This is a genomic window from Halomonas sp. JS92-SW72, from assembly GCF_003547075.1.
GTDB classification, from domain to species: domain Bacteria; phylum Pseudomonadota; class Gammaproteobacteria; order Pseudomonadales; family Halomonadaceae; genus Halomonas; species Halomonas alkalicola.
The window spans coordinates 2,780,500-2,805,444 of the sequence record NZ_CP032147.1 but is presented as its reverse complement, the minus strand read 5'-3'; the positions used below and the strand labels follow the sequence as shown (position 1 = coordinate 2,805,444).

The following is a 24,945-nucleotide window of genomic DNA, read 5'->3' as shown; positions in this document are numbered from 1 at the left end:
AAAACCAAGGTTTGCTTAACAGCAGCCGTGCTGAGTTGGTGGTTCCGGCTGAAAGGCCGCTCTTGGCCGCAAGCGGCTGTCTATTGCCCTGGCTTCGTCACCCCTCGGCAACCTTCCTGGCGATATAGAACCCATAGCCGAAATACTCGCCATAGCGTTCGTACAGTTCGATCTCCTGCTGCTGCTCCTCGATGATGGCTTGGGCGGCGGGGCTGTTGCCATGGGCCTCGAGGAAGGTCGGGAAGCGCTCCTGCAGCGGGCGGTAGTAGTGCTCTCGCCAGCAGTGTGGCGGTAGCACGAAGTAGCCGAGCGGTGAATAGCCGTGGCGCTCCAGCACGGCGAGCTTGGCCGAGGCGGTGTCCACTTCGGGGTACTGGGCGCGCCAGAAGGCGTCGAGCTCGGCAGGGCGCTGCTCGGTGAGCCAGGTGAGTTCGGAGACCGCCAGGACGCCGTCGGGCTTGAGAAAGCGGCGCCACTCGCGCACGCCGCGGGCAAAGCCGATGTTGTAGATCGCCCCTTCAGACCAGATGGCATCCAGCGATTCCGGCGCGAAGTCGAGCGCCTCCATGGAGGCGTGGCGGGGAGTGATGCGCTCGGCCAGGCCAGCCTCGAGGGCGCGGGCCTTCAAGATGTCGAGAAATGGCTCGAGGAAATCCGCCGCCACGATCTGGGCATCGAGCGCCTCGGCGAGCACCAGGGTGGAGGCGCCGGTGCCGCAGCCCAGATCGGCGATGGCGAGGTCGCGCCGCCCGCAGAGCCCAGCGAGCTGGAGCGCGAGCCGGGTTTCAGCCTGGCCGCCGGGCCCCTGGCGTTCGTTGTGGCGGTGCAGGTCGGCCAGTAGCTCCAGTTCGTTCATGGCGGGCTCGCTCTTCGGGTGGCGGCGCTACAGGGTCTCTTCCAGCAGCATGGCCAGCCGCCGGTGGTGCAGGGCGTCGGTGGCGGCGTCATAGGAGGGGGCGTCCTTGGCGGTGAAGCCGTGGGCGGCGCCCCGGTAGAGCTCGGTGATGAAGTGCACGCCGGCCGCAGCCAGGGCTTCGTCCATGCGGGCGATCTGCTCGGCCGGCAGCAGTTCGTCCTGGTCGGCGTGGCCGAGATAGACGCGCCCCTGGATGCGGCTGACCACGTTGACGGGGCTCGCCGGGTCGCCGGCCTCCGCCAGCCGGGCCGAGTGGAAGCCGGCCGCGGCGGCAACGCGGTCGGGGTAGTCGGCCGCCATGCGCAGGGTGAAGGCGCCGGTCATGCAGTAGCCCACCACACCGAGCTTGCCCGCGGCGAATTCGGGTTCGCCATCGAGGCAGCCGAGCAGGGCGGCGAAGTCGCGGGACTGCGCCTCTGGCGTGAGGTGGGCGGCATAGCCGAACAGCGTCGGGCGCACGTCCGGGTCGCGGAAGGACTTGCCCTCCGGCACCACGACCCCGCGGGCATCGCGGTAGTAGACGTTGGGCATCAGCACCGCATAGCCGTTGTCGGCGATGCGCTGGGCCTTCTCGTGATAGCAGGGGCGCAGGCCGCCGATATCGGTGAACAGCACCACTGCCGGGAGGGGGCCTTCGGCGCCCGCGGGCGTGAAGAGATGGGCGTCGATGGTGCCGTCGGCGGCGGGGATATCGATGGCGCGAGACATGGGCGGGCTCCGGATGGCAGTGGGGGAGGGCGGTGAGGGCCTCGTCAGAGTGTCATCTAACCAGAGCCGGGCCCCGCCGGTCACCCTTCGCATTTGGCCCCTGAGCACCAGCGGCGTGCGGGTGATGGCAAGAGCGGGGGTGGCCCCGCCTCAGAAGCGATCCCAGTAGGGCGGGTCGCCGAAGTACCCCTCCAGGAAGTCCACGAAGTGGCGCACCTTGCTGGCCAGCAGCTGGCGGTGGGCGTACACCGCATAGAGCCCGAGCGATTCGGGCTCATGCTCGGGCAGCACGATCGCCAGGCGCCCCTGGCGGATGGCGTCGCCGCAGAGGAAGGTCGGCTGCAGGGCGATGCCGGCCCCGCCCACGGCGGCCTCCACCAGCACGTCGCCATTGTTGCTGGTCAGCTCGCCGCCCGCTCTTCCGCCGCCGCCGCTGCGCGGCAGCCACTTCAGCAGCGGCTCCTGGCTCTCCTCCATGTAGCGGTAGCGCAGGAAGCGGTGCCCGGCGAGCTCCCTCGGGTGCTCGGGCGTGCCTTGGGCCGCCAGGTAGCCGGGCGAGGCGCACAGCACCAGGCGCACCGGTGCGATACGCCGGGCGATCAGCGAGGAGCTCTTCAGCCGCCCGATGCGCAGGGCGATATCGAACCCCTCCTCGACGATATCCACCTTGCGGTCGTTGAGCTGCAGGTCGATGTCCACGGCGGGGTGGGCCCGCTGGAAGTCGTTGATCAGCGGCGCCAGGTGGCGGATGGCGAAGGAGACCGGGGCACTGATGCGCAGCCGCCCGCGGGCCTGGCCCTGCAGCTCGCCAAGCTCGCTCTCCATGTCGCCGATCTCGGCCAGCACCTGCTCGGCGCGCTGCCGATAGGCGGCCCCCGCCTCGGTCAGGTGCAGCCGGCGGGTGGTGCGGTTGAGCAGGCGCACCCCCAGGTGCTCTTCCAACTGCGAGACATACTTGCTGACCAGCTGCGGGGAGAGCGCCAGGCGCTCGGCGGCTCGGGTGAAGCTCCCCTCGGCCACCACGGTGACGAAGGTGCGCATGGCCTCGAGGCGGTCCATGGCGGGCTCCTGCGGAAGGGGGAGTGGTAATTATCAACATTGCATTGATAGTCATGCAATATCTTCGTGCTTATTCCTCCTTAGTGGCGAGAGTAGAGTGGCCTCATCGCTCGAGGCCACAGACGGTCTCGGCTCCCCGAGTCACCCTGATGAGGAAGACCCCATGAAGACCCAGCTCGTGAAATCCCTGTTCGATACCGCCGGCGGCTACGGCGCCCTGGCCCTGCGCATCCCCGTTGGCCTGATCCTGGCTGCCCACGGCGCCCAGAAGCTCTTCGGCTGGTTCGGCGGCCATGGCCTGGCGGGCACCGCCCAGTGGATGGAGAGCATCGGGCTGGCACCCGGCCTGCTGATGGCGCTGCTGGCCGGCGGTGCGGAATTCTTCGGCGGCCTGGCGCTGATGCTCGGCCTGCTGACCCGCCCCGCGGCGCTGGTCTCCGCCTTCACCATGCTGGTGGCCATCTTCAGCGTGCATATCAGCCACGGCCTGTTCATCGCCAACGGCGGCTACGAGTTCGCCCTGGCCCTGCTCGCCGCCACCGTGGCGCTCACCCTTCAGGGCGCCGGCCGTCTCTCGCTGGATGGCCTGGTCGCGAAGCGGTTCTGAGCCGTCGAGGCGACTGACCCGACCCGGCACCCGCCCACCACGGCGGGTGCCTCACCACCTGGAGGACGCAACATGCTGGTCAACGGCATCTGGCAGGCGAACTGGCAGCCGGTTCAGGCGAAGGACGACGAGGGGCGCTTCATTCGCCAGACCTCGACCTTCCGCCACTGGATCACCCCGGACGGCGCCCCCGGCCCCACCGGCAGGGGCGGCTTCAAGGCCGAGCCCGGGCGCTATCACCTCTATGTCGCCTATATCTGCCCCTGGGCCTCCCGGGTCCTGATGGCGCGCCGGCTCAAGGGGCTCGAGGCGCTGATCGGCGTCACCGTGGTCAACCCGCGCCTCACCGACCAGGGGTGGCAGTTCGGCGGCTTCCCCGGCGCCGACGAGGACCCCCACCACGGCGCCCGCTACCTGCACGAGCTCTATACCCGCGCCGACCCCGAGGTCAGCGGCCGCGCCACGGTGCCGGTGCTGTGGGACACCCACACCGACACCCTGGTCAACAACGAGTCAGCCGATATCCTGCGCATGCTCGATGGCGCCTTCTCGCACCTGGTCGACCGGGGGCCGGACCTCTACCCCGACCACCTGGCCGCGGAGATCGACGCCCTCAATCACGTCATCTACACCGAGCTGAACAACGGCGTCTACCAGGCCGGCTTCGCCTCCAGCCAGGCGGCCTATGAGGAGGCCTACGGCAAGGTCTTCGCCCGGCTCGATGCGCTGGAGGCGCGCCTCGGCGACGGACGCGCCTATCTGTTCGGCGAGGCGCTGACCGAGAGCGACATCCGCCTCTTCGTGACCCTGGTGCGCTTCGATGCGGCCTACCACGGGCTCTTCAAGTGCAACCGCAACACCCTGGCCGCCATGCCGGCCCTGCACGCCTATCTGCACCGCCTCCTGGCGCTGGAGGGCATCGCCGAGACGGTCAACCTCGAGCACATCAAGGCGGGCTACTACTCCATCAGGGCGCTGAACCCGACCGGGATCGTGCCCGTGGGACCGGTGGCGATCTGAGGCCGGGAAATGCCGGCGGACGCCAGGCCCTGTGCAGGCTATGGTGAGACCATCACGCCCGCTACGAGGAGACCGCCATGAGTGACATGATCAAGGACGCCACGGCGTCGTCGTCGCTGGACTGCCCGGTGGTAGAGGGCCGGCGCCAGGTGCAGCATGTGCCGGCACGCAAGGCCGAGGTGGGCGGCATTCCCATCCACCGGGTGCTGCCCTCGCGGCAGCGGCGCCTGGTGGGGGCCTGGTGCTTCCTGGATCACGCCGGGCCTGCGGTCTTCAAGGGCGACAGCCGCGGCATGCAGGTGGGGCCGCACCCCCATATCGGCCTGCAGACCTTCACCTGGATGATCGCCGGCGAGGTGCTGCACCGCGACAGCCTGGGCAGCGAGCAGGTGATCCGCCCGGGCCAGGTCAACCTGATGACCGCCGGGCGCGGCATCAGCCACACCGAGCAGTCGCTGCCGGAGGACCCGCAGCTCCATGCGGCCCAGCTGTGGATCGCCCTGCCGCACGCCCATCGCGATACCGCGCCGCGCTTCGACCACTACCCCGAGCTGCCGACCTGGCAGGAGGAGGGCGTCACCCTGACGCTGCTGGTGGGTGAGCTGGCCGGCCGCGAGGCGCCCACGCTCACCTTTTCGCCCCTGGTGGGGGTGGACCTCGCCGTCGAGCGCGAGGCAACGCTGACCCTGCCGCTGCGGCCCGAGTTCGAGTACGCCCTGCTGCCCCTGGAGGGCGCGCCGAGCCTGGAAGGGGAGGCGCTCGCCGTGGACGAGCTGGCCTACCTGGGCCGCGGGCGCGATGCGATGACCCTGGCCCTGCCGGCAGGCGCCCGAGTGCTGCTGATCGGCGGCGAGCCGCTGGGCGAGGAGGTGCTGATCTGGTGGAACTTCGTCGGCCACAGCAAGGCGGAGATCGTCGAGGCACAGCGCGAATGGGAAGCCGGCGGCGAGCGCTTCGGCCGCGTGGCCGGCTTCAGCGACGAGGAGCGGCTGATGCCGCCGCCGCTGCCCTGGAAGGGGTAGGCCGCTCATGCGGAGTGCTATGATAGGGTCTTGATATCGAGTGCTGGGCCGTCCGCGTCCGTGGAGGAAGTGATGGGTAATAGGCAGGAGACCATGCAGCTGCTACAGCGGCACTTCCCCGAGATGGTGCGAGAGTTCGGGGTTCATGACCTGGCTCTTTTCGGCTCCGTGGCGCGGGATGAGGCGGGGACGTCCAGCGATGTCGACATCCTGGTCTCTTTCGATGGCCCCGCGACGGCGGATCGCTATTTCGGCCTACAGTTCTTCCTGGAGGATCTGCTGGGGCGGCCGGTTGACCTGGTGACCGACAAGGCGCTTCGCCCGGAGCTTCGCCCCTACATCGAGCGCGAGGCCATGCATGTCTGAACGTCGACCTGAGCGCGAGTGGCGTTTCTATATCATCCAGACCAATATCCCCGAGCTTCTCGAAAGGCTGGAATCCCTCAGGCGCTGACGATGCGCGCGCGGCTGGTGCCGTTGCCCTGCGGTTCCACTCTTATCTGCACCGGGATGCGCTCGTGCATCTCCTGCACGTGGGAGATCACTCCCACCCGGCGGCCCAGCGCCTGCAGGCCGTCCAGCGCCTCCATGGCCAGGGCCAGCGACTGCGGGTCCAGGCTGCCGAACCCCTCGTCGATAAACAGCGACTCGATGGTGAGCTCGCCGGAGGCCATGGAGGCGAGCCCCAGGGCGAGCGCCAGGGAGACCAGGAAGGTCTCCCCGCCGGAGAGCGAGTGCACCGAGCGCGTCTCGTCGCCCATGTCCTGATCCACCACCAGCAGACCCAAGGGCGAGCCGCCCCGCGCCAGGCGGTAGCGGCGGGTCAGCCCCGCCAGGTGGGAGTTGGCGTGCTCCAGCAGCTGCTCCAGGTTGTAGGCCTGGGCGATGCGCCGGAACACCTTGCCGTCGGCGGAGCCGATCAGCTCGCTGATCCGGCCCCAGCGGCGGTACTCGGCCCGGGCGGCTCCCAGCTCGCCTTGGCCGGCCCGCTGCCGCTCACGGCGGCGGTCGTCGTCGGCCAGCGCGAAGGCGGCGGCGTCACGCTCGCCCTGGGCGGCCGCCAGCCGCGGGGCGAGCTCGGCCTGGCGCGCCGCCAGTGCCTCCCGGCGCTGGGCGATTGCCTCGGCGGTGCGCTCGCTCAGCAGCGCCTCGTCGTCGGTCTCTTCCTCTTCTGACCCTGGCTCGCCCAGCCCCCCGTCGCGGCGGTGGGCGAGCAGCGCCCGGCGCCGCTCGGCCAGGGCGGCGCCGGCCTGCTGGCGAGCCTGGTCGGCCGCCTCGATGTTGCGCTCCTCCTCCCGGGCCTCGGCGTCGTCCTGGGCCAGCAACCGCGCGAGGGTAGCGTCGTCCAGCGCGGGGTGCTGGGCCCGCCAGTCGGCGAGTTCGCGGGCGAGGTCGTCGCGCTCCTGCTGCAGGGCGTTGAGCCGCTCCGCCAGGTGCTCCTGGCGCTGGGCCAGGCGCTGCTGCGCCTGTTCGGCGGCGTGGCGGCGGGCCAGCGCGCCGTCCCGGGCCTGACGGGCCTCGGCCTCGGTGGCGTCGAGTCGCTGCTGCCACGCCTCCGCCGAGGCGTGCTCGCCGAGCAGGGCGCGCAGGGCACGCTGGGTGTCGTCATGCTGACGCTGCAGCTCGGGGAGGCGCCGTTCCAGTTCCGTCAGGTCGCGGTCGGCCCTGGCCTTATCCCCCTCCAGGCGAGTGAGGGCCAGCTCACCCTGGCGCAGCGACTCCTCCAGGGGGGCGAGCTCGGCTTCGGCTCGCGCCAGCGCCTCCAGGGTCTGCTGGGCCTGCCGGCGGCTCGCCTCGCTCTCGTGGCGCTGGGCCTGCAGCCAGGCCTCCCGGGCCGGCGCCTCCTCGGCGTCGAGCTCGTCGTGGAGCGGGTGCTCCCTCAGGCCCGTGCGGGCCTCCGCCAGGCGCGCTTCGGCGCCTGCCAGCGTCCGCTCGCCCTGGGCAAGGGCGGCCTCCAGGGCGCGGTACTCGCCCAGCAGGGTGTCGCGCCGGGCCTGGGCATCGTCGCGGGCCTGCCGGGCGGCCTCGAGCTGGCGCCCCTCCTCGGCCTCCTGGGCGGCGAGCTGAGCCGCCTCGGGGGTGGCCGGTGGCTGATGGCGCCAGGGGTGGTCCTGCCCACCGCAGACGGGACAGGGCTCGCCTTCCCGCAGGCCATCGCGCAGCCGGGCCACGCTCTCGCTGCGTACGGCGCGGCTGCGCTCGATCAGGGCGGTGACGCTCTCCAGGTGGCCCTGGGCCCGGTCGAGGGCCTGGCGAGCCGTCTGCCCCTCGGCCAGCAGGCGCTCGCGCCGCTCGCGGTCGGTCGTTTGCTGGTGAGCCTGGTGGCGGCACGCCTCTTCGGCACGCTGGTATTCCTGCCAGCGGCTGGCCAGCGCCTCCAGGGCGAGGGTGCGAGCGGCGGCCCGATCGTGGGCCTGCTGGCCGGCCTGGCGGGCGGCCGCCAGGTGTGAGTGCTCACCCACCAGCTCGGCCAGGGCCGCCTGCCACTGACGCTGCTGCTCATGGCGCTTCTGCTGGGCGGCCTGCTCGCGCTGGTGGTCGTCACTCAGCTTGGCGGCCTGCGCCCGGGCTTGGGTGAGCTGGGTCTCGCACTCGGCCAGCTCGCGCTGGCGCTGGCTGAGGGCGTGCTGGTGCGCCCGGGCCTCATGAAGGGCCGGTTCGGCGCGCTGGCGTGCCTCGCCGGCGTGCGTGAGGGCCTGCTCGGCCTCGGCCAGGGCGCGCCCGGCGGCCTTGTGCTCGGCCTCGGCGGTGGCCAGTGCCGCGTCGGTCTCGCGCCGGGTCGCCGCCAGGGCGTCGAGCTCGGCGGGCAGGGCCGCCTGGCGGGCCAGGGCGTGCCGCCGGGGGGCGATCAGCCGGCGCCAGTCGCGGTCGCGGCGGGCCTCGGCGAGATCCTGCCAGGTTGCCTCGGCGGCCTGCTGCTGCGCCAGGCCCTCGGCATGGGCCGCGTGGCGCCGGTCGTCCTCCTCGTGCCAGCGGCGCGTCGCCTGGAGCGATTCCGCCTGGGTCTGCAGGTGAGTGAGGGCTTGCTGGGTGGCCTCGGCGACGCGCTCGAGCTCTGCACGGGCCTCGGGCTCGGCGGGCAGGTCGTCGGCGAGCTTCGCCTCCAGGGCCTCCACCGTCTTTCGCGCCTCGCTGGCGCGGCGGTAGGCGGCCATGGAGATCTCGGAGTACTCGGCGGTGCCGGTGAGGCGCTCGAGCAGGTCGCTTCGGGCGTTGTCGTCGGCCTGGAGGAAGGCGGCGAACTCGCTCTGGGCCAGCAGCACGGCGCGGGTGAACTGGTCGAAGGTGAGCCCCAGTCGCTCCGGCAGCAGGCGCTCGAACTCGCGCTTCTGGGCGGTCAGCAGGCGCTCGTCGTCGAGGTCGGTGAGCGATTGCTCCGCCGCCTGCAGGCGGCCGGTCGCCTTCTCCCGGGCGCGGCGCACTGCCCAGCGGGCGCGGTAGCGGCGTCCGTCGCGGCCCAGGAAATCCACCTCGGCGTAGCCGCTGGCGGTGCCGCGGCGCAGCAGGGTGCGGGCATCGCTGGTGGTGAGGCGGGAGTCCGGGGTGTCATCGATCTGGCTGTCGCGGGCCGGCGCCTGGCGCAGCCGCGGGGTGCTGCCGTAGAGCGCCAGGCACAGGGCGTCGAGAAGGGTGCTCTTGCCGGCGCCGGTGGGGCCGGTGATGGCGAACAGGCCGGCGTCACTTAGCGGCGGCGCGGTGAAGTCGAGCTCGAGGGGCCCCGGCAGCGAGGCCAGGTTCTCCAGGCGCAGGGCAAGGATCTTCATGGCCGCGCCTCCCGGCCACTCGCCTCGCTGTCGTCGGCGTCCAGCACCTCCTGGCGCAGGCGGTCGAAGTCGGCCAGCACGTCGTCGCCCGGCGGCTCGCCCCAGCGCGCCTCCCAGGTGCGCTCGAAGAGCCTGCGCGGGCCCAGGCTCTCCAGGTCGACCCGGGCCGCGGTGGCGTCTCCCTCGACGGTGGGCAGGCGGCGCTCCAGGCGCAGCAGGCGCACCGCCTTGTCCTTGAGTGCGGCCTCCACCCGGGCGCGCAGGTCGGGGAGGGGGGCCTCGAGCGCGACCCGCACCTCCAGCCAGGGCCAGTGCTCCTTCGGCAGCGCCGGGTCGTTCTCCAGGGCCTCGAGCTCGGCCAGCACGCTCTCGATAGGGCCGGGGCCGATACGGTGCATGGCCACGGGGCGCGGTACCGGGATCGCCGTGGCCTCGGCCAGCGACTCGCCGTCCAGGGTCACCTCCACCACCTGGTGGGGGTAGGCCACCTCGCTGAAGTCCAGCGGCAGGGGGCTGCCGCTGTAGCGGATGCGCGCCTCGCCCACCTGCTGGGCGCGGTGCAGGTGGCCCAGTGCCACGTAGGCGATCGTCGGCGGAAAGAGGGCGGCGGAGATCGACTCCTCGCCGCCGATCACGATGGGCCGCTCGCTGGCCTCGGAGACCGCCGCGCCGTGCAGGTGGGCGTGGCTCATGGCCACCAGCGCCTGGCCGGGCTCGCGGCGCGCCTCGGCGGCGGCGATCAGCTGGCGATGCACCCGGGTGATGCCGGCCACGTAGTCATTGGCGTCGGCGGCGTCGCCGGGCCCGCCGTCGTCGTCGCGGCTTGCCAGCGCCGCGCCGGTCACCTCGGCGGGGCGCAGGAAGGGCAGCGCCAGGCACCAGGCGCGGGTCTCGCCGGCGGCGTCGGTGAGCGGCACCAGCAGGCGCTCGGCATCGAGGCGGCCGTCGTCGAGCCAGCTCACGCGCCCCAGGGCGTGGGTGCGCAGGCGGCGCATCAGCGGGGCGGGCAGCTCGATGCGGTTGCCGCTGTCGTGGTTGCCGGCGATCAGTACGATATCCAGCCGCGGCAGCCGCTCGTGGGCGGAGACGATGAAGTCGTAGAGCAGCTCCTGGGCGGCAAGCGAGGGGTTGACCACGTCGAAGATGTCGCCGGCCACCAGCAGGGCGTCGGCCTGGCGCGCGGCCAGGGTGTCGAGCAGCCAGGCGAGAAAGGCGCGGTGCTCGGCGTGGCGCTCCTGGCCGTGGAACGTCTGGCCAAGGTGCCAGTCGGCGGTATGAATCAGCGTCAACATGATCGGCGGGGCTCCCTTCCCGGCATGCAGGGCGAAGCCACGAGGCTATGCCAGTGTGAGGGATTTGCAAACCAGGTTGAGTGCTAATCCCCGGTCATGCTGCTGGATCCGGCCGGGGGAGGCGTCTCACTGGCGGTTCCGTAGGCCTGCCATGCGGCCTCATGGAGCCAGTCGCGAAATGCCGCCATCGCCGGGGTCACCGGTCGCGATACCTGACGGGTCAGCCAGTAGCTGCCCAGCGAGGTCGTGGCGGCAAACGGCTGGACGATGCTGCCCGAGGCGAGCTGGCGCTCGAACATCCGCGGCGGTGCCAGCGCCACCCCGGCCCCCTGGGTGGCGGCCTCCATCATCGCCAGCGAGGAGTCGAAGGTGATCCCTTGCAGTAGCGGAGGAGGCCGCTGTATGCCCGCGGCGGCGAACCAGCTGGGCCACTCGTTATCCCGATAGGAGCGCAGCAGCGTGTGCTGGAGCAGGCTGGCGGGACTGCTCATCGACTCGGCGAGTCGCGCCGTGCAGAGGGGCGAGAGCGGCGCCTCGAACAGCCGCTCGGATTCGCAGGCATGCCAGGCGCCATCACCGAAGCGGATGGCGTAGTCCAGCCCTTCGGCAAGCATGTCGACCCGGTTATTGTGGGTCGACAGACGCACCTCGAGCAGCGGGAAGCGCGCCTGGAATCCGCCCAGCCGTGGCAGCAGCCAACCCACGGCGAAGGTGCCCACCGCCCCCACCATCAGGATCTCCCGTACCTGGCCGTTCTCCAGCCGCTCCAGCATCTCGGCCATGCGGTCGAAGGCATCGCGCAGCACCGGGAGCAGCGCTTCGCCCTCGGCGGTGACCATCAGGCCCCGCGGAAGGCGCTTGAAGAGCGCTACGCCCAACTGCAGCTCCAGCCGCTTGACCTGATGGCTGACTGCGGCCTGGGTCACGTTGAGTTCGTCACCGGCCCGGGTAAAGCTCAGCAGGCGGGCCGAGGCCTCGAAGGCGCGCAGGGCATTGAGGGGCAGGTGAGGGCGTCTCATGACCTAATCCTGTTCATGGCTCGTGCTAGAAATCATCGTTTGTGAGGGGAGCAATGGCGCCACTATTCTTCGCCCGCTGTGAGAGCAGCGATCATAACCATGATCACCGGAGAAACCCATGACCCTAAAATCATTCATGACAGGTGCCTTGCTGCTGGCACTGTCGCCCCTGGCCGCGGTGGCCGACGTCTGGCAGACCCACGACGGCTGGGCAGAACTTTTCGACACCCATGAGGCCGAGGGTACCCTGCTGGTGGTGGATAAGCGTGGCGAGACGGTGCAGACCTGGGTGCACGACGCCGAGCGTGCCCGGACGGCCTTCGTGCCGGCTTCCACCTTCAAGGTGCCGCATACCCTGTTTGCCCTGGACGCCGGTGTGGCCAAGGATGAGTTCCAGCGTTTCGCCTGGGATGGGGTGGAGCGCGGCGTGCCGGCGTGGGATGCCGATCAGGACCTGCGTACCGCCATGCGTCGCTCGACGGTCTGGCTCTACCAGCACTTCGCTCGGGAGATCGGCGAGGCGGACGAGCGCCGCTATCTCGAGCTGATCGGCTACGGTAATGCCGAAGTCGGCGACAACCTCGAACATTTCTGGCTCGAGCCCGGTCACCTGGCGATTTCCGCCGAGGGGCAGATCGACTTTCTCGATCGCCTCTACCGCCATGCCCTGCCTTTCGAGGAGGCCGACCAGCGTCTGGTCAAGGATCTGATGATCAGCGAGGCCGGTTCCGACTGGATCCTGCGCGGCAAGACCGGCTGGTCCGGCGAGTTGGGCTGGTGGGTCGGCTGGGTCGAGTGGCCCAGTGGCCCGGTCTTCTTCGCGCTCAACATCGATACCCCCAACCGCATGGCCGATATTCCGAAGCGCGAGGCCATCGTTCGCGACGCTCTGCGCGACGTGGAGGCATTGCCACCCGCGTCCTGAGCCTCATCCTGAGGAGTCGAGCATGCTGAATCGCCACCTCCACGACTGGAATCTCTCGCCCCGCGAGGCCATCGCCCTGCAGCGTCGCCTGGCCGGGCGGGTGGAGCCTGAGGATCGCCTGGGCGAGGTGCGGCGAATCGCCGGAGTGGATATCGGCTTCGAGCAGGGTGGGGCGATCACCCGGGCGGCGGTGGTGGTGCTGGCCTGGCCGCCGCGGGCGCCGGGCGGATTCGACGTGGTCGAAGAGGTGGTGCACCGTGAGCCCACGCGGATGCCCTATATCCCCGGGCTGCTCTCCTTTCGCGAGGTGCCCGCGGCGCTGGCGGCCTTCGAGCGGCTCAGCGTGATGCCCGATCTCGTGATGGTGGACGGCCAGGGCATCGCCCATCCGCGCCGGCTCGGGGTGGCCTCGCACCTGGGGCTGTGGCTCGACCTGCCCACCATCGGCGTGGCCAAGTCGAGGCTCTGCGGGCGCCACGGGGAGCCTGGACCCGAGCGGGGGGACTGGGCGCCGCTCACCGACGGCCCCGACGACGAGGTGATCGGCGCGGTGCTGCGCTCGCGGGTGGGCGTGAAGCCGCTCTTCGTCTCGCCGGGGCATCGCCTCTCGCTTGCCACGGCGCTCGACTGGGTGATCCTCTGCCTCGGGCGCACCAAGCTGCCGGAGCCGACGCGGCTGGCCGATCGCCTGGCCTCCCGACGAGGAGCGTAACCCCTACACGATATCCAGCGGCGTCTTGCGGGCCGGCGCGGGGAAGGCGGCGTCGAGGCGGGCGAGCGCCTCCTCGGTCAGGGAGATCTCGAGTGCCCTGGCGTTCTGCTCCACGTGCTCGAGGCGGGTTGCCTTGGGGATGGCGATCACGTCGCGGGGCGCGCCTTCGCCGCGGGGCCGGATCGTCCAGGCCAGCAGCAGCTGGGTGGGGGTGATGCCGAGCGACGAGGCGATCTCGAGCACCTCGGGGTGGGTGAGCAGCTCCCGGCGCAGCTGGCCGGCCTGGGCCAGCGGGCAGTAGGCCATGGTGGGAATAGCGCGGGCGCGCTGCCAGGGCAGCAGGGCGTGTTCGATGCCCCGGGAGCCGAGGTGGTAGAGCACCTGGTTGACCGCGCACGCCTCGCCGCCGGGCAGGGCGCATAGCGCTGCCATCTCGTCCACGTCGAAGTTGGAGACGCCGAAGCGGCGGATCTTGCCCGCCTCGCGCAGCCGCTCGAAGGCCTCCAGGGTCTCCTCCAGCGGCACGCTGCCCGGCCAGTGCAGCAGGTAGAGGTCCAGATGGTCGGTGCCCAGGCGTGTCAGGCTCGCCTCGCAGGCGGCGATGGCCGAGTCCCGCCCGGCGTTCCAGGGGTAGACCTTGGAGACCAGGAAGGCCTCGTCGCGCCGGCCCAGCAGCGCCTCGCCCACCACCGCCTCGGCCTCGCCGTCGGCATACATCTCGGCGGTGTCGATCAGGGTGAGGCCACGCTCCAGGCCGTGCTGCAGGGCGCGCACCTCGTCGCTGCGCGGGGCGAGCCCCTCGCCCATGTGCCAGGTGCCCTGGCCGATGGCGGGAAGCTCGACCGCAGGCTCATGGGCGGTGGCGGGTAGGGTGACGGTGGGTGACGAGATGGCGGACATCGTGGCTCCTCGTGGCGGTCGGGTTTCTGCCACAATAGCAGACCGCCTTCCCCAGACCGCTTTTCCTGCTGCCACGAGAGTCCCCATGTCCGCATCCATCGAGCCCACCCCGAATCAGGCCCAGGCCCTGGCCGCCACCCGCGCCTGGGTCGAGACCTTCGTGGTCGCCCGCAACGTCTGCCCCTTCGCCGGGCGCGAGGTGGCCCGCGACACCATCCGTTACGTGGCGGTGGAGGCTGGCGACTGGGAGCGCGCGCTGCTCACCCTGGTGGCCGAGTGCGAGCGCCTCGACGAGACGCCCGCCATCGAGACCACCCTGCTGGTGCTGACCCCGGGGCTCGAGGCCTTCGACGACTATCTCGACTTCCTCGCCGTGGCCGAGGCGCTGCTTGCCGACCAGGGATATGAGGGCACCTACCAGCTGGCGAGCTTCCACCCCGACTACTGCTTCGAGGGAGCCGAGGAGGAGGACGCCGCCAACTTCACCAACCGCTCGCCCTGGCCGATGCTGCACCTGCTGCGCGAGGCGGGCCTCGAGCGGGCGCTTGCGCACTATCCGGACCCCGAGGCGATCCCCGAGCGCAACATGGTGGCGATGCGCGAGCTTGGCACCGCGGCCTTGGCCTCGGCCCTGGCCGCGCTGCGTGACGGCAAGCGTTGATTTCGGGCCATGGCCGGGGGCGCGCGCGGCCGCTAGTCTCGAGACTCCTCTGACCCGCTTGTACAGCCAATATCAGGAGTGCGTCCCATGAGACAGGTGACCCGCGGCGGCGTGCCGATCGACGTGGCCGGTGAGTTTCCCGAGGTCGGCCAGGCCGCCCCGCCGCTGACCCTGACCAACACCGAGCTGGCCGACGTGACCCTTGCCGACTATGCCGGCAAGCGCAAGGTGCTCAACATCATTCCCAGCATCGACACCCCCACCTGTGCCACCTCGACGCGCAGGTTCAACGAGCTGGCTTCCGGCCTGGCCAATACCGTGGTGATGGTGGTTTCCGCCGACCTGCCGTTTGCCGCCACCCGCTTCTGTGGCGCCGAGGGGCTCGATAACGTCGAGACGCTCTCCACCTTCCGCCACCACGAGTTCCATCGCGACTGGGGGGTGGATCTCTGCAGCGGGGATCGGGCCGGCCTCTGCGCCCGGGCGGTGGTGGTGCTCGACGAGAACGACCGGGTGATCCACGCCGAGTTGGTACCGGAGATCAAGCAGGAGCCCGACTACGAGGCGGCGCTCGAGGCGCTGGCCTGAGAGGCGGCTACACTGTGGTAGCCATTCACCTCATCACTGCCTTTCATCAGGGAGAGTGACCCATGAGCATCACCAAGACGGCTTCCGCCCGCTGGCAGGGCGGCATCAAGAACGGCAAGGGCACGGTGTCCACCGAGAGCGGCGTGCTGAAGGAGACCCCCTACGACTTCCGCCAGCGCTTCGAGGGCCAGGCGGGTTCCAATCCGGAGGAGCTGATCGGCGCCGCCCAAGCCGGCTGCTTCTCCATGGCGCTGTCGCTGATCCTGGGCGATGCCGGTATGGAGGCCGAGAGCATCGACACCCAGGCCACCGTGACCCTGGCCGAGGACCCGGCGGGCGGCTTCCATATCCCGAGCATCCATCTGGTGACCCGCGTGAAGATCCCGGGAGCTGACCGGGCCGCCTTCGAGGAGTGCGCCGAGAAGGCCAAGGCGGGCTGTCCCATCTCCAAGCTGCTCAATGCCACCATCACCCTGGAGGCCACGCTGGAGTCGTGAGAGCGACCCGGCACGGCAGACGGCGGCCACCCTCGGGTGGCCGCCGTCGTGTTCAGGCCTCCGCCTGGACCGTCTGCTGGCGCCGGGCGGCGTTGACCAGGGCGCGGATCAGGCGCTGCTGGGGACGGTTGAAGATCAGCCACTCCGGGTGCCACTGCACGCCGATCAGGAAGTCGTGGTCGCGGGACTCGATGCCCTGGACCAGGCCCTCGCGGTCGCGGGCGACGATCTCGATGCCCTCGCCGGTCTCCTGCACCGCCTGATGGTGCAAGCTGTTGATGCGGCACCAGCTCACCCCCAGCAGGCGGTGGAGCTTGCTGGCGCCGACGATATCCACTGTCTTGCGCGGCAGCACCGTGCGCCGGCGCTTGAGCCCCTCGTGGGTGGTGTAGATGTCCGGGTCCAGGGTGCCGCCACGGTAGACGTTGATCAGCTGGGCGCCGCGGCAGATGCCGAGCACCGGGGTGCCCTCGGGGATGAAGCGCTCGAGCAGCTCCAGCTCCAGCTCGTCGCGCTGGGGGTCGACCCGCACATCGAGCTGCACCTCGGCATTGTAGAGGTGGGCCTGGATGTCGTCGCCGCCGCCGATGATCAGGCCGTCGAGGCGCTCGGGCAGGGGGCGCGAGGGAGACAGCCGCCGCGGGCGACCGCCGTGGCGCCATACCGCGAACCAGTCGAAGAGCCAGGCGATCTGGCTCTTGTCGTCGGAGGTGGTGATGCCGATCAGGGGGCGGGGATCGCTCACGAGGTGCCCGCCCAGCCGCGCATGCGCAGCCACAGTCGGGCCAGCGGCGAGCGGGTGTGCTTGGCCACGTAGCCGGCGCTGCGCTTGGCCAGCAGCTCCTTGTCGGCGGCCAGCCTCTCCACCTCGAGCCAGCGGTTCCACTCCGTCACCGAACCCCAGCCGGGCTCCGAGAGCCGGGCGTCGGGCAGCCGGTAGTGGAAGGTGGGGCGTGCCTTGACCAGCTTGTTGCGAAACAGCGGGTGGGGGTAGCCGGGGCGCAGGTGGGCAAACAGCGGGGTCATGTCGAGCTCGCGGTTGCGGGTCGGGTTGTCCTCGAGATAGTCGCCGATCAGGGTGTCGAGATCCGGCGCATAGCGGGGGTCGAGCACCTTGAGGGCATAGGGCTTGGGGAAGGGGTTGGCGTGGGGCAGCACCTCGCGGGTGATGTCCACGTCGATCTGCTCGCGCAGCCACTCGGCGGTGAGCAGGTAGGCACGCAGGTGGTCGAGGAGGCTCTCCACCGAGAGGCTCGCCACCTCGGGATTGAGGTGCAGGCCGAAGCCGTAGAGCAGGCTGGCGTCGGTGCCCTTGGCGCCGTGCTGGCGCAGGGCGTCGAAGAGGGCATCGAGCTCGTCCAGCTCGTCCCAGGGCACCGGCGGGCAGACGATCTCGGTGGGCACCAGGCCCGTGACCACGTCGCCGATCAGCTCCCGGGTGCGGGTGTGGAAGTCGACGCGCATCTGGTGGCGCTGGCGCTCCCACTCGGTGTCGTCCTTCGGCCGAGCGTCGAGCACCTCGCGGTCGGGATGGGCATACTGGGTATCGAGCTCGATGACGAAATCGCCCCAGCGGGTCTCCTGAACCTTGAGACGGTGGGGGCTGATGACCGTCAGTTCGCCGCCGAACAGCTCGCGCACCAGTTCGGCGGTGTCGCGGGGCGGCAGACCGGCGAACTCGATCTCGACCCCGACGCGGCGCGTCTCGCCGTCTGGATTGCGGGGCTCGGGTGGCGGGAGAGGCGTCATGGCGGCATCCTGTGCGTGACCGATGGGCTCGCGAGGAGCCTAACATATCAGCGGCCTGCGTCGCCGACCGAACACGGAGAAACGATGTTCCTACCACTGCGCCGAACCCTCGTCACCTGCCTGGCCTGGCTGCTGCTGCTCCTGCTGGCGCTGCCCGCCCAGGCCCAGCAGCTGGGCCTGACGGGGCTGGTCGGAGGCGGGGAGGCCACCGCCGAGCATGACCCCCAGGCGTTCCAGGAATCCCTCGAGCAGGTGATCGCCACCCTGGAGGATGCCGAGCGGCGCGGCCAGCTGCTGGAGGGCCTGCGCGAGCTGCAGGCGGTGCACGGCGAGGCGGCCGAGGAGGCAGCCCTGGCGCCGCGCCAGGGGCTGCTCGGGGCCCTGGCCGAGACCCTGAGCGACCTGGGCGAGCAGGCCGAGGCAGGGCACTCGCCCATCGACCAGTGGCAGGACCAGCTGGAGCAGGGCTGGGAGGACCTCAGCGGCCTGGTGACCGGCACCGGCAATGCCGACTTGATGCGCTTCCTGGTGGAGGGGGCCGTGCTGCTGGGCATCTGGGTCGGCCTGCTGGTGATCCTGATCGCCCTGGGGCGCCTGCTGGCCCGCCGCCGGGGCTGGCCGCTCGACCTGCCCCGGGACCCGCGGGCCTGGCTGCTCACCGTGCACTTCCTGCGCCGTATGCTGCCCTGGGCGCTGGCCTTCTTCCTGGTGCTGGGCATGGCGCAGCTGATCCCGGAGAGCTCCGGTCGCACCATGGCCCTGGTGGTGGCCTATATCGCCCTGTGTGGCCGCACCCTCTCGGTGGTGGTGGAGACCTTCGTGTCGGTGTTTACCCGCGGGCATCGCTTCGTGGCGGTGCAGATCCTGCAGCAGCGCGCGCTGCGGCCGCTGTTCGTGATCGGCGCGCTGATCGCGCTGGGCGATGCCTTCAACTCCGGACGCCTGACCGACCTGATCGGCGACGAATTGGCCGGCCTGCTCTCGGTGCTCGCCAACATGCTGGCCGCGCTGCTCAGCATTCGCTTCATCCTGCGCTTCCAGCGGCCCATCCAGCACATCATCAGGAATCGCCCCTGGCGCGAGCGCCGCGAGAGCAGCGGCAGTGCCAGCGTGGTGGGCGTGATCGGCAGCCTCTGGCACGTGCCGGCGCTGCTGCTGGTGGGCGCTTCGCTGGTGGCGATCTTCGTCACCGGCGGCGACGTGGGCACGGCGCTGGCCCGTTCGATCATCTCCGCCTCGCTGCTGGTGCTGGCGCTGGTGGTCACCGGCCTGCTGCGTCGCCATGGCGAGCGGCGCAGCAAGCGCCACCGGCGCCGGCGCATCAGCCAGTACCGCCAGCGCCTGGAGCGCTTCGGCTACGTGCTGGCCCACGCCGCCACCTGGCTGGCCTTCGTCGAGCTCTCCACCCAGGTGTGGGGCGGTTCGCTGATCGGCATCGGCCAGCAGGGGGTGGCCAGTGCGCGCATCGGTCAGGCGCTGCTGGCCATGGCCTTCACCGTGCTGCTGGCCTGGCTGGCGTGGATCTTCGCCGATACCGCCATCCAGCGCGCCCTGACCAGCTCGGCGCGCACCCGCGGGCGGCGCGTCAACCAGGCCCGGGCCCAGACCATCACCCCGATGATCCGCAATGTCATCTTCACCACCATCGTGATCATTGCCGCCATCGTCGGCCTGGCCAACCTCGGGGTGAACGTCACCCCGCTGCTGGCCGGTGCCGGTGTGATCGGCCTGGCCATCGGCTTCGGCGCCCAGACCCTGGTGCAGGACCTGATCACCGGCATCTTCATTCTCATCGAGGACTCGCTGGCGGTGGACGATTTTGTCGAGATCAACGGCCACATGGGCACGGTGGAGGGGCTGACCCTGCGCACCGTGCGCCTGCGCGACCTGGACGGGGTGGTGCATATCATCACCTTCAGCCGCATCGCCTCGATCCACAACATGTCGCGCCAGTTCGGCATCGCCCTGATGCGCATCCGCATCCCCCACGAGATGAAGATCGACGATGCCATCAGCCTGATGCAGGAGACCGCCCAGGCGCTGCGCCAGGACCCGATGATGCGCCACTACATCTGGTCGCCGCTGGAGATGCAGGGCATCCAGGCCTTCGAGGAGGGCTGCCCGGTGCTGCGCATGCGCTTTCGCACTGCCCCCGAGATGCAGTGGGACGTGGCCCGTGCCTTCAACCTGCTGCTCAAGCAGCGCATGGAGGAGCAGGGCCTCGACCTGGCCATGCCGCGCCTCAACATCAGCATGCAGGGGCGCGGTGGCGGCCGCCTGGACGGCAGCGACGAGGGCATCGCCCGGGCCACGGAGTCCGCCGACGCCCTTCGCGACGCCGCTGGGCGCGAGCCCGGTGAGGCCCAGGTGGCCGACCCCGAGGGCGACACCAACCCCCGCGGCGCCTCACCGGATCCCGGCCAATGATCAGCGTGGATCGCGCGGATGCGCTCTCCCTGCGTATCTCCCGGGTGCTGCAGGAGGAGACCGCCCACCAGCTGGATCTCTACCTGTTCGTGCCCGGGGAGCTGGGGCTCGGCCCCCAGGTGCTCGCCGAGGAGGCCTTCTACCACGCGGCGATCCACGTCAAGCGCACCTACTACAGCGACCGCTACCGCCTGCCGCTGGTGCTCAGTCGGCTGGCCGAACGGGGGCGCCTCGACCCGGCGCAGTACCGCCTGGGGATGAGCCTCTACGCCTACCAGTACGTGGTGGCCCTCGAGGGCTCCAACCAGCCGCTGCTGGATGCCGCCCGTCGGGTGCGCCGGGCCGAGAAGGCCGCCGCCGGCAAGGAGAAGGGCGCAGCCGGCAAGACGACAGGGGCGACCGGCAAGGAGAGCGCTCCGGCTGCCAACGAGAGGCACAGGCCCGCCGGTGGCCAGGCGAAGGAGCGCGAGGGAGAGACGGAGGAGGTCTCCCTGGAGGCGCGGCTGGAGGAGCATACGGAGCTTGCCACCGGGATTCTCAAGCGGCTGCGTCGCCAGGAGCCCGCCGAGGAGAGCCTCAGCCGCTACTACGTCACCATCGACAACTACCTCTCCTGGTTCACCGAGCAGCGCCTGCTGGCGCTGGTGGCCAACCTGCCCAGGGGCGCGCGCTTTCGCGAGATTCGCAAGCGGCTCCTGGCCATCTGCCGGGAGGAGGGCGCCCATCGAGAGACGCAGCAGTACAACTCCGAGCGGGTCACCCGGGACCCGACCCGCATGTCCAACAAGATGCGGCTGCTGCGCCGCCTGATCGAGTACCCGGTGACCCTCAAGCAGAAGACCCAGGAGCTCGGCGGGGGCGAGCAGAAGGCGGTCAAGGCACTGGCCACCGCGGTGGTGATGGTGTTCGTCTCGCTGGGGCTCTTGCGGGTGCGTGACGCCCTGTCCGATATCACCGCGCTTTTCGTGCTGGCCATGGCGGTGCTCTATGCCCTGCGCGAGGTGTTCAAGGACGACCTGCGCAACACCCTGTGGCGCCTCCTGCGCCGTGGGCGGCCCAAGTGGCGACGCCAGTACCTGGACCCCACCCGCAACGTGACGGTGGGCCACCAGCTCGAGTGGTTCGACTATCAGCGCTTCCTCAAGCTGGATGAGGAGATCCAGCGGGTGCGCAAGCGCAACGTGGCCCAGCGCGAGGAGGTGGTGCTGCACTATCGCTCACGCTCGCGGATGTCGCCGACGCGCTTCCTCAGCGGCTACGAGCACACCCGCGAGACCCTGACCCTGGACCTTTCGCCGCTGGCGCGGCTGATGGACAAGGGCAGCCACCGGGTCTACCGGCTGGAGGAGGGGCAGGTGGTGCGCGAGGAGGTGGAGAAACGTCACCTGATCAACCTGGTGATTCGCGAGGTGCAGGGTGACCGGCCGCCGACCCTGCAACGCTGGAAGGTGGTGATGAGCCGTTCGCGGATCGTCGACGTGGAGCGGGTCCATGCCGAGGGGGCGGGCCAGGCAGAATGAACCGGGGACAGGGTTGAAACGGCGTCCAGCAAACCCGGCTCCGGTCAATGCGTCGCCGCCGGCAAGTTGCTATCTTCAGGGTGTATTCCCATAAATCCGTGGAGAACTCCCGATGCAAGCTGCAGATGTCATGACCCAGAACGTCGTCACCGTGTCGCCGGACAGCGAGGTGCGCGAGATCGCCAGCCTGCTGCTGGAGCACGGCATCAGCGCGGTCCCCGTCGTGGATGATGGTGGCAAGGTGCTCGGCATCGTCAGCGAGGGTGACCTGATGCGCCGGGTGGAGAACGACACCGCGCGCCGCAAGTCCTGGTGGCTGAAGCTGTTCGCTGGCCACGATGCCGCCGACTACGTGAAGTCCCACGGTCGCCGTGCCCACGAGATCATGACCAAGGACCCGATCACCATCGCAGGCGACATGCCGCTGCACAAGATCTCGCGGCTGCTCGAGAAGCATCACATCAAGCGGGTGCCGGTGGTTCAGGAGGGCAAGCTGGTGGGCATCGTCAGCCGCTCCAACCTGCTGCGCGGCTTCTCCGTGGTGGCCACCGAGGCCAGCGTGACCGCGGATGACCGCGAGATCCGCGAGGCCATCCTCAAGGAGGTCGACGCCAACACCGGCGTGCTGGTCGACCGGATCAACGTCATGGTCTCCGACGGCAAGGTGCAGCTGTGGGGCCTGGTCGAGAACCAGCAGGAGAAGATGGCCGTGCAGGTGGCCGCCGAGAATACCGCGGGCGTCAAGGAGGTCGACAACAACCTCGGCTTCGTGCCGCGCGGCGTCGGCAGCCTCTGAGGCTCGGCGCCGCTTCGGCGCGCTACGCAAGCACGAGCTAAACAAGCACGAACTACGCAAACACGAACTACGCAAACACGAGAGGGGCGGCCAGATGGCCGCCCCTCTTCTTATGGTGAGCCTTGTCGTTGCAGGCTTTGGCGTTGAAGGTTGAGCCGTTAAAGGCGGTGGCCCTATCAGGCCTCGCCGGGGGGTACCGGTTGCGCCCGGGCGATCGTCTCGAGGGCGCCGCGCAGGTGGGCCAGGCTGCGCTCGCGGTCGTGGAGCTTCTCCAGGCCGAACAGGCCGATGCGGAAGGTCAGGAAGCCCTCGCCCTCGTCGCACATCAGCGGCACGCCGCCGGCCACCTGCAGGCCCGCCTCGGCAAACTTGCCGACCAGGCCGGCGTCATCGGTGTAGCTGACCACCACGCCGGGGGCCTCGAAGCCGGGGGCCGCCACGCTACGGTAGCCGAACTCGGCCAGCAGCTCGCGGACGCCGTCGCCCAGCGCCTGCTGCTCGTCGCGCACCTTCTCCAGGCCATAGGCCTCGATCTCCACCATCACGTCGCGAAGGGTCACCAGCCCGTCGGTGGGCAGGGTGGCGTGGTAGGCATGGCCGCCGCCCTCGTAGGTCTCCATGATGGTGAGCCACTTCTTGAGGTCGCAGGCGAAGCTCGAGCTGGTGGTGTCGTCGATGACCTCGCGGGCCTGGCGCGAGAGCATCACCATGGCGCAGCAGGGCGAGGCGCTCCAGCCCTTCTGGGGCGCGCTGACCAGTACATCGACGCCGAGGTCCTGCATGTCGACCCAGATGGCGCCGGATGCGATGCAGTCGAGCACCAGCAGGCCACCCTCCTGGTGGATGGCATCGGCCACCTGGCGGATATAGTCGTCCGGCAGGATGATCCCCGCGGCGGTCTCCACGTGGGGCATGAAGACGATGTCCGGCTGCTGGTCGCGGATCGCCTCGATCACCTCCTCGACGGGCGCCGGAGCGAAGGGCGAGGCGGGGTTGCTCTCGTCGAGGCGGCGTGCCTTGAGCACGTTGATGTCGGCGGGGATGCGGCCCATCTCGAGGATCTGGCTCCAGCGGTAGCTGAACCAGCCGTTGCGGATCACCAGGCAGCGCCGCTCCTTGGCGAACTGGCGCGCCACCGCCTCCATGCCGAAGGTGCCGCTGCCGGGCACGATCACCGCACTGTGGGCGTGGTAGACCCGCTTGAGCTGCCTGGAGATATCGCGCATCACCTCCTGGAAGCGGGAGGACATGTGGTTCAGGGCGCGGTCGGTATAGACCACCGAGTATTCGAGCAGACCATCGGGGTCGACGTCGGGAAGCAGGCCGGGCATGTGAGTCTCCGTCATGAAGCGGGGAGCCTTCAGGAGTGCGAAGGCGAGTCCATGGGCTGAGGATATGCCCATTCGCCACCCGGGGCCAGCGGCCCGCGCGGCGGGCTTGAGGCGGGTCAGGGTCACTGCGTTTATCGGTGCGTCCATGGGCTGGCTTGACGGCCTGGAGGGCCCTGCATAGCTTGAATCGTAGACATTTCCAGTGAACGTCTCAATTCAGGCCGGGAGCCATGATGTCCGATATCCACAGGCAATCCGACGGGCACGCCACCGACGGGCCGGGCGCCCCTTCGCCGCTGATCCGCTTCGAGGCGGTGCAGAAGACCTACGATGGCGAGTCGCTGGTGGTCAAGGACCTCAACCTGACCATCCACGAGGGGGAGTTCGTCACCCTGCTTGGGCCTTCCGGTTCCGGCAAGACCACCTGCCTGATGATGCTCGCCGGCTTCGAGAACCCCACCGCCGGTGACATCTATCTCGGCGAGCAGCGCCTCAACCGGGTGCCCCCCCACAAGCGCAACTTCGGCATGGTGTTCCAGAACTATGCGCTCTTCCCCCACATGACGGTGGAGGAGAACATCCGCTACCCGCTGAAGACCCGCCGCCTGCCCGCCGCCGAGGCCAACCGCAAGGTCTCGGAGATCCTGGACATGATCCAGCTGCGCGACTTCGCCCGCCGCCGGCCCACCCAGCTCTCCGGCGGCCAGCAGCAGCGCGTGGCCCTGGCTCGGGCGCTGGTCTTCGAGCCGCGCCTGGTGCTGATGGACGAGCCCCTGGGCGCCCTGGACAAGCAGCTGCGCGAGCATATGCAGCTGGAGATCAAGCAGCTCCACGAGCAGCTCGGCCTCACCGTGGTGTTCGTCACCCACGACCAGGGCGAGGCGCTGACCATGTCCGACCGGGTGGCGGTCTTCAACGACGGGGTGATCCAGCAGATCGACACCCCCCAGGCGCTCTACGAGCACCCCGCCAACGCCTTCGTGGCCCAGTTCATCGGCGAGAACAACACCCTGCCGGGGCGCATCGAGTCGCTGGCCGACCGCCGCTGCCGGGTCAGCTTCGCCGAGGGCCTGGCCACCGGGGCGGTGCCTCTGCCGGGGCTGGCCCACGGGGCCGCAACCCAGCTCTCCATCCGCCCGGAGCGCATCAAGCTCAACGGCGCGAGCCAGGGGCTGCCCAACCGCTTCCAGGCCCGGGTGGAGGAGTTCATCTACCTGGGCGACCACCTGCGTATTCGCCTGGCGCTGGCCGGTAACGACCAGTTCGTGGCGCGGGTGCCGGTCACCGAGTTCCAGAGCAGCATGCGCCCGGGGGATCTCATCGAGATCGGCTGGCGCGACGAGGATGTGCGCGCCCTGGATGCCCCCTGAGGGCCCAGGCGCCATGGCGCCGGCGCCACTGCCGGCGTGGTAACCCCGCAGCGGGGCGTTCC

At 70.1% G+C, this 24,945-nt stretch carries 23 protein-coding genes; 13 read left to right on the top strand and 10 right to left on the bottom strand.

The features are described from left to right. Nucleotides 1-97: 97 nt before the first annotated feature. The 3 genes from D1793_RS13105 to D1793_RS13095 all read right to left on the bottom strand — a co-directional run bounded on the left by D1793_RS13105 (nt 98) and on the right by D1793_RS13095 (nt 2,683). Entirely contained in the window at nt 98-856 is a 759-nt protein-coding gene (locus tag D1793_RS13105; protein WP_119022577.1) for a class I SAM-dependent methyltransferase, read from the bottom strand. A gap of 27 nt (nt 857-883) precedes the next feature. Further along, complete coding sequence (locus D1793_RS13100; RefSeq protein ID WP_119022576.1) at nt 884-1,624, bottom strand: dienelactone hydrolase family protein; 741 nt, start codon at nt 1,622-1,624, stop codon at nt 884-886. A gap of 150 nt (nt 1,625-1,774) precedes the next feature. Further along, entirely contained in the window at nt 1,775-2,683 is a 909-nt protein-coding gene (locus D1793_RS13095) for a LysR family transcriptional regulator (protein ID WP_119022575.1), read from the bottom strand. A 163-nt stretch (nt 2,684-2,846) separates the two neighbouring features. On the opposite strand from D1793_RS13095, the gene D1793_RS13090 reads away from it, so the two are divergent. The 4 genes from D1793_RS13090 to D1793_RS13075 all read left to right on the top strand — a co-directional run bounded on the left by D1793_RS13090 (nt 2,847) and on the right by D1793_RS13075 (nt 5,698). Next, complete coding sequence (locus tag D1793_RS13090) at nt 2,847-3,290, top strand: DoxX family protein (RefSeq protein WP_119022574.1); 444 nt, start codon at nt 2,847-2,849, stop codon at nt 3,288-3,290. 72 nt (nt 3,291-3,362) lie between these two features. Then, on the top strand, nt 3,363-4,310 hold the full coding sequence (locus tag D1793_RS13085) for a glutathione S-transferase family protein (protein WP_119022573.1): 948 nt from the start codon (nt 3,363-3,365) through the stop codon (nt 4,308-4,310). 77 nt (nt 4,311-4,387) lie between these two features. After that, nucleotides 4,388-5,332: a pirin family protein gene (locus D1793_RS13080; RefSeq protein WP_119022572.1), complete on the top strand. Its 945-nt coding sequence runs from the start codon at nt 4,388-4,390 to the stop codon at nt 5,330-5,332. Between the two features lie 72 nt (nt 5,333-5,404). Further along, the gene (locus D1793_RS13075; protein ID WP_023006335.1) at nt 5,405-5,698 is read left to right on the top strand and encodes a nucleotidyltransferase family protein; all 294 of its coding nucleotides are present in this window, start codon (nt 5,405-5,407) and stop codon (nt 5,696-5,698) included. 77 nt (nt 5,699-5,775) lie between these two features. Here the strand turns inward: D1793_RS13075 and D1793_RS13070 are convergent, their stop codons facing one another. From D1793_RS13070 to D1793_RS13060, 3 genes are all read right to left on the bottom strand, one after another. Next, nucleotides 5,776-9,096, bottom strand: coding sequence for an AAA family ATPase (locus tag D1793_RS13070; RefSeq protein WP_119022571.1), 3,321 nt, complete (start codon nt 9,094-9,096; stop codon nt 5,776-5,778). Next, nucleotides 9,093-10,388, bottom strand: coding sequence for an exonuclease SbcCD subunit D C-terminal domain-containing protein (locus tag D1793_RS13065; protein WP_119022570.1), 1,296 nt, complete (start codon nt 10,386-10,388; stop codon nt 9,093-9,095). The genes D1793_RS13070 and D1793_RS13065 overlap by 4 nt, the downstream gene beginning before the upstream one ends. An 83-nt stretch (nt 10,389-10,471) precedes the next feature. Continuing rightward, nucleotides 10,472-11,407: a LysR family transcriptional regulator gene (locus tag D1793_RS13060; RefSeq protein WP_119022569.1), complete on the bottom strand. Its 936-nt coding sequence runs from the start codon at nt 11,405-11,407 to the stop codon at nt 10,472-10,474. A gap of 136 nt (nt 11,408-11,543) precedes the next feature. Here D1793_RS13060 and blaOXA point away from each other — a divergent pair, with 136 nt between their 5' ends. Together blaOXA and nfi are read left to right on the top strand one after the other, a co-directional pair. Further along, complete coding sequence (gene blaOXA / locus D1793_RS13055) at nt 11,544-12,332, top strand: class D beta-lactamase (RefSeq protein ID WP_240407842.1); 789 nt, start codon at nt 11,544-11,546, stop codon at nt 12,330-12,332. Between the two features lie 25 nt (nt 12,333-12,357). Then, nucleotides 12,358-13,044 (top strand): deoxyribonuclease V, encoded by a 687-nt coding sequence (gene nfi / locus D1793_RS13050; protein ID WP_119023685.1) that lies wholly within the window; start codon nt 12,358-12,360, stop codon nt 13,042-13,044. A gap of 3 nt (nt 13,045-13,047) precedes the next feature. On the opposite strand, the gene D1793_RS13045 is transcribed toward nfi, so the two are convergent. Further along, nucleotides 13,048-13,944, bottom strand: a complete 897-nt coding sequence (locus D1793_RS13045; protein WP_119022567.1) for an aldo/keto reductase — start codon at nt 13,942-13,944, stop codon at nt 13,048-13,050. Between the two features lie 85 nt (nt 13,945-14,029). On the opposite strand from D1793_RS13045, the gene D1793_RS13040 reads away from it, so the two are divergent. The 3 genes from D1793_RS13040 (at nt 14,030) to D1793_RS13030 (ending at nt 15,690) form a co-directional block, all read left to right on the top strand. After that, on the top strand, nt 14,030-14,605 hold the full coding sequence (locus tag D1793_RS13040; protein WP_119022566.1) for a DUF1415 domain-containing protein: 576 nt from the start codon (nt 14,030-14,032) through the stop codon (nt 14,603-14,605). Nucleotides 14,606-14,692: 87 nt separating this feature from the next. After that, nucleotides 14,693-15,193: a thiol peroxidase gene (gene tpx / locus D1793_RS13035; protein WP_119022565.1), complete on the top strand. Its 501-nt coding sequence runs from the start codon at nt 14,693-14,695 to the stop codon at nt 15,191-15,193. Between the two features lie 62 nt (nt 15,194-15,255). Continuing rightward, nucleotides 15,256-15,690 carry an OsmC family protein gene (locus D1793_RS13030; RefSeq protein WP_119022564.1) on the top strand — a complete coding sequence of 145 codons (435 nt, stop codon included), beginning with the start codon at nt 15,256-15,258 and terminating at the stop codon, nt 15,688-15,690. A 52-nt stretch (nt 15,691-15,742) separates the two neighbouring features. Here the strand turns inward: D1793_RS13030 and D1793_RS13025 are convergent, their stop codons facing one another. After that, nucleotides 15,743-16,435, bottom strand: coding sequence for a gamma-glutamyl-gamma-aminobutyrate hydrolase family protein (locus tag D1793_RS13025; protein WP_119023684.1), 693 nt, complete (start codon nt 16,433-16,435; stop codon nt 15,743-15,745). Then, entirely contained in the window at nt 16,432-17,439 is a 1,008-nt protein-coding gene (locus D1793_RS13020; protein WP_119022563.1) for an amidoligase family protein, read from the bottom strand. The genes D1793_RS13025 and D1793_RS13020 overlap by 4 nt, the downstream gene beginning before the upstream one ends. 84 nt (nt 17,440-17,523) lie before the next feature. On the opposite strand from D1793_RS13020, the gene D1793_RS13015 reads away from it, so the two are divergent. The 3 genes from D1793_RS13015 to D1793_RS13005 all read left to right on the top strand — a co-directional run bounded on the left by D1793_RS13015 (nt 17,524) and on the right by D1793_RS13005 (nt 22,182). Continuing rightward, entirely contained in the window at nt 17,524-19,866 is a 2,343-nt protein-coding gene (locus D1793_RS13015) for a mechanosensitive ion channel domain-containing protein (RefSeq protein WP_119022562.1), read from the top strand. Next, nucleotides 19,863-21,386 carry a hypothetical protein gene (locus D1793_RS13010; protein ID WP_119022561.1) on the top strand — a complete coding sequence of 508 codons (1,524 nt, stop codon included), beginning with the start codon at nt 19,863-19,865 and terminating at the stop codon, nt 21,384-21,386. Before D1793_RS13015 ends, D1793_RS13010 begins: the two co-directional genes overlap by 4 nt. A 112-nt stretch (nt 21,387-21,498) precedes the next feature. Continuing rightward, on the top strand, nt 21,499-22,182 hold the full coding sequence (locus D1793_RS13005; protein WP_110068328.1) for a CBS domain-containing protein: 684 nt from the start codon (nt 21,499-21,501) through the stop codon (nt 22,180-22,182). A gap of 176 nt (nt 22,183-22,358) precedes the next feature. Here the strand turns inward: D1793_RS13005 and D1793_RS13000 are convergent, their stop codons facing one another. Continuing rightward, nucleotides 22,359-23,513 (bottom strand): aminotransferase class V-fold PLP-dependent enzyme, encoded by a 1,155-nt coding sequence (locus D1793_RS13000; protein ID WP_119022560.1) that lies wholly within the window; start codon nt 23,511-23,513, stop codon nt 22,359-22,361. 233 nt (nt 23,514-23,746) lie between these two features. Here D1793_RS13000 and D1793_RS12995 point away from each other — a divergent pair, with 233 nt between their 5' ends. Continuing rightward, nucleotides 23,747-24,883 (top strand): ABC transporter ATP-binding protein, encoded by a 1,137-nt coding sequence (locus D1793_RS12995; protein ID WP_119022559.1) that lies wholly within the window; start codon nt 23,747-23,749, stop codon nt 24,881-24,883. Nucleotides 24,884-24,945 lie beyond the last annotated feature (62 nt).

Bases quoted from the DNA above. Each gene is read 5' to 3' on its own strand.
- D1793_RS13090 (WP_119022574.1), top strand. From the start codon at position 2,847: ATGAAGACCCAGCTCGTGAAATCCCTGTTCGATACCGCCGGCGGCTAC.
- D1793_RS13015 (WP_119022562.1), top strand. From the start codon at position 17,524: ATGTTCCTACCACTGCGCCGAACCCTCGTCACCTGCCTGGCCTGGCTG.
- D1793_RS13105 (WP_119022577.1), bottom strand. From the start codon at position 856: ATGAACGAACTGGAGCTACTGGCCGACCTGCACCGCCACAACGAACGC.
- D1793_RS13005 (WP_110068328.1), top strand. From the start codon at position 21,499: ATGCAAGCTGCAGATGTCATGACCCAGAACGTCGTCACCGTGTCGCCG.
- D1793_RS13030 (WP_119022564.1), top strand. From the start codon at position 15,256: ATGAGCATCACCAAGACGGCTTCCGCCCGCTGGCAGGGCGGCATCAAG.
- D1793_RS13060 (WP_119022569.1), bottom strand. From the start codon at position 11,407: ATGAGACGCCCTCACCTGCCCCTCAATGCCCTGCGCGCCTTCGAGGCC.
- D1793_RS13045 (WP_119022567.1), bottom strand. From the start codon at position 13,944: ATGTCCGCCATCTCGTCACCCACCGTCACCCTACCCGCCACCGCCCAT.
- D1793_RS13080 (WP_119022572.1), top strand. From the start codon at position 4,388: ATGAGTGACATGATCAAGGACGCCACGGCGTCGTCGTCGCTGGACTGC.
- blaOXA (WP_240407842.1), top strand. From the start codon at position 11,544: ATGACAGGTGCCTTGCTGCTGGCACTGTCGCCCCTGGCCGCGGTGGCC.
- D1793_RS13075 (WP_023006335.1), top strand. From the start codon at position 5,405: ATGGGTAATAGGCAGGAGACCATGCAGCTGCTACAGCGGCACTTCCCC.
- D1793_RS13040 (WP_119022566.1), top strand. From the start codon at position 14,030: ATGTCCGCATCCATCGAGCCCACCCCGAATCAGGCCCAGGCCCTGGCC.
- D1793_RS13085 (WP_119022573.1), top strand. From the start codon at position 3,363: ATGCTGGTCAACGGCATCTGGCAGGCGAACTGGCAGCCGGTTCAGGCG.
- D1793_RS13070 (WP_119022571.1), bottom strand. From the start codon at position 9,096: ATGAAGATCCTTGCCCTGCGCCTGGAGAACCTGGCCTCGCTGCCGGGG.
- D1793_RS13065 (WP_119022570.1), bottom strand. From the start codon at position 10,388: ATGTTGACGCTGATTCATACCGCCGACTGGCACCTTGGCCAGACGTTC.
- D1793_RS13000 (WP_119022560.1), bottom strand. From the start codon at position 23,513: ATGCCCGGCCTGCTTCCCGACGTCGACCCCGATGGTCTGCTCGAATAC.
- D1793_RS12995 (WP_119022559.1), top strand. From the start codon at position 23,747: ATGTCCGATATCCACAGGCAATCCGACGGGCACGCCACCGACGGGCCG.
- D1793_RS13095 (WP_119022575.1), bottom strand. From the start codon at position 2,683: ATGGACCGCCTCGAGGCCATGCGCACCTTCGTCACCGTGGTGGCCGAG.
- D1793_RS13100 (WP_119022576.1), bottom strand. From the start codon at position 1,624: ATGTCTCGCGCCATCGATATCCCCGCCGCCGACGGCACCATCGACGCC.
- tpx (WP_119022565.1), top strand. From the start codon at position 14,693: ATGAGACAGGTGACCCGCGGCGGCGTGCCGATCGACGTGGCCGGTGAG.
- D1793_RS13010 (WP_119022561.1), top strand. From the start codon at position 19,863: ATGATCAGCGTGGATCGCGCGGATGCGCTCTCCCTGCGTATCTCCCGG.
- D1793_RS13020 (WP_119022563.1), bottom strand. From the start codon at position 17,439: ATGACGCCTCTCCCGCCACCCGAGCCCCGCAATCCAGACGGCGAGACG.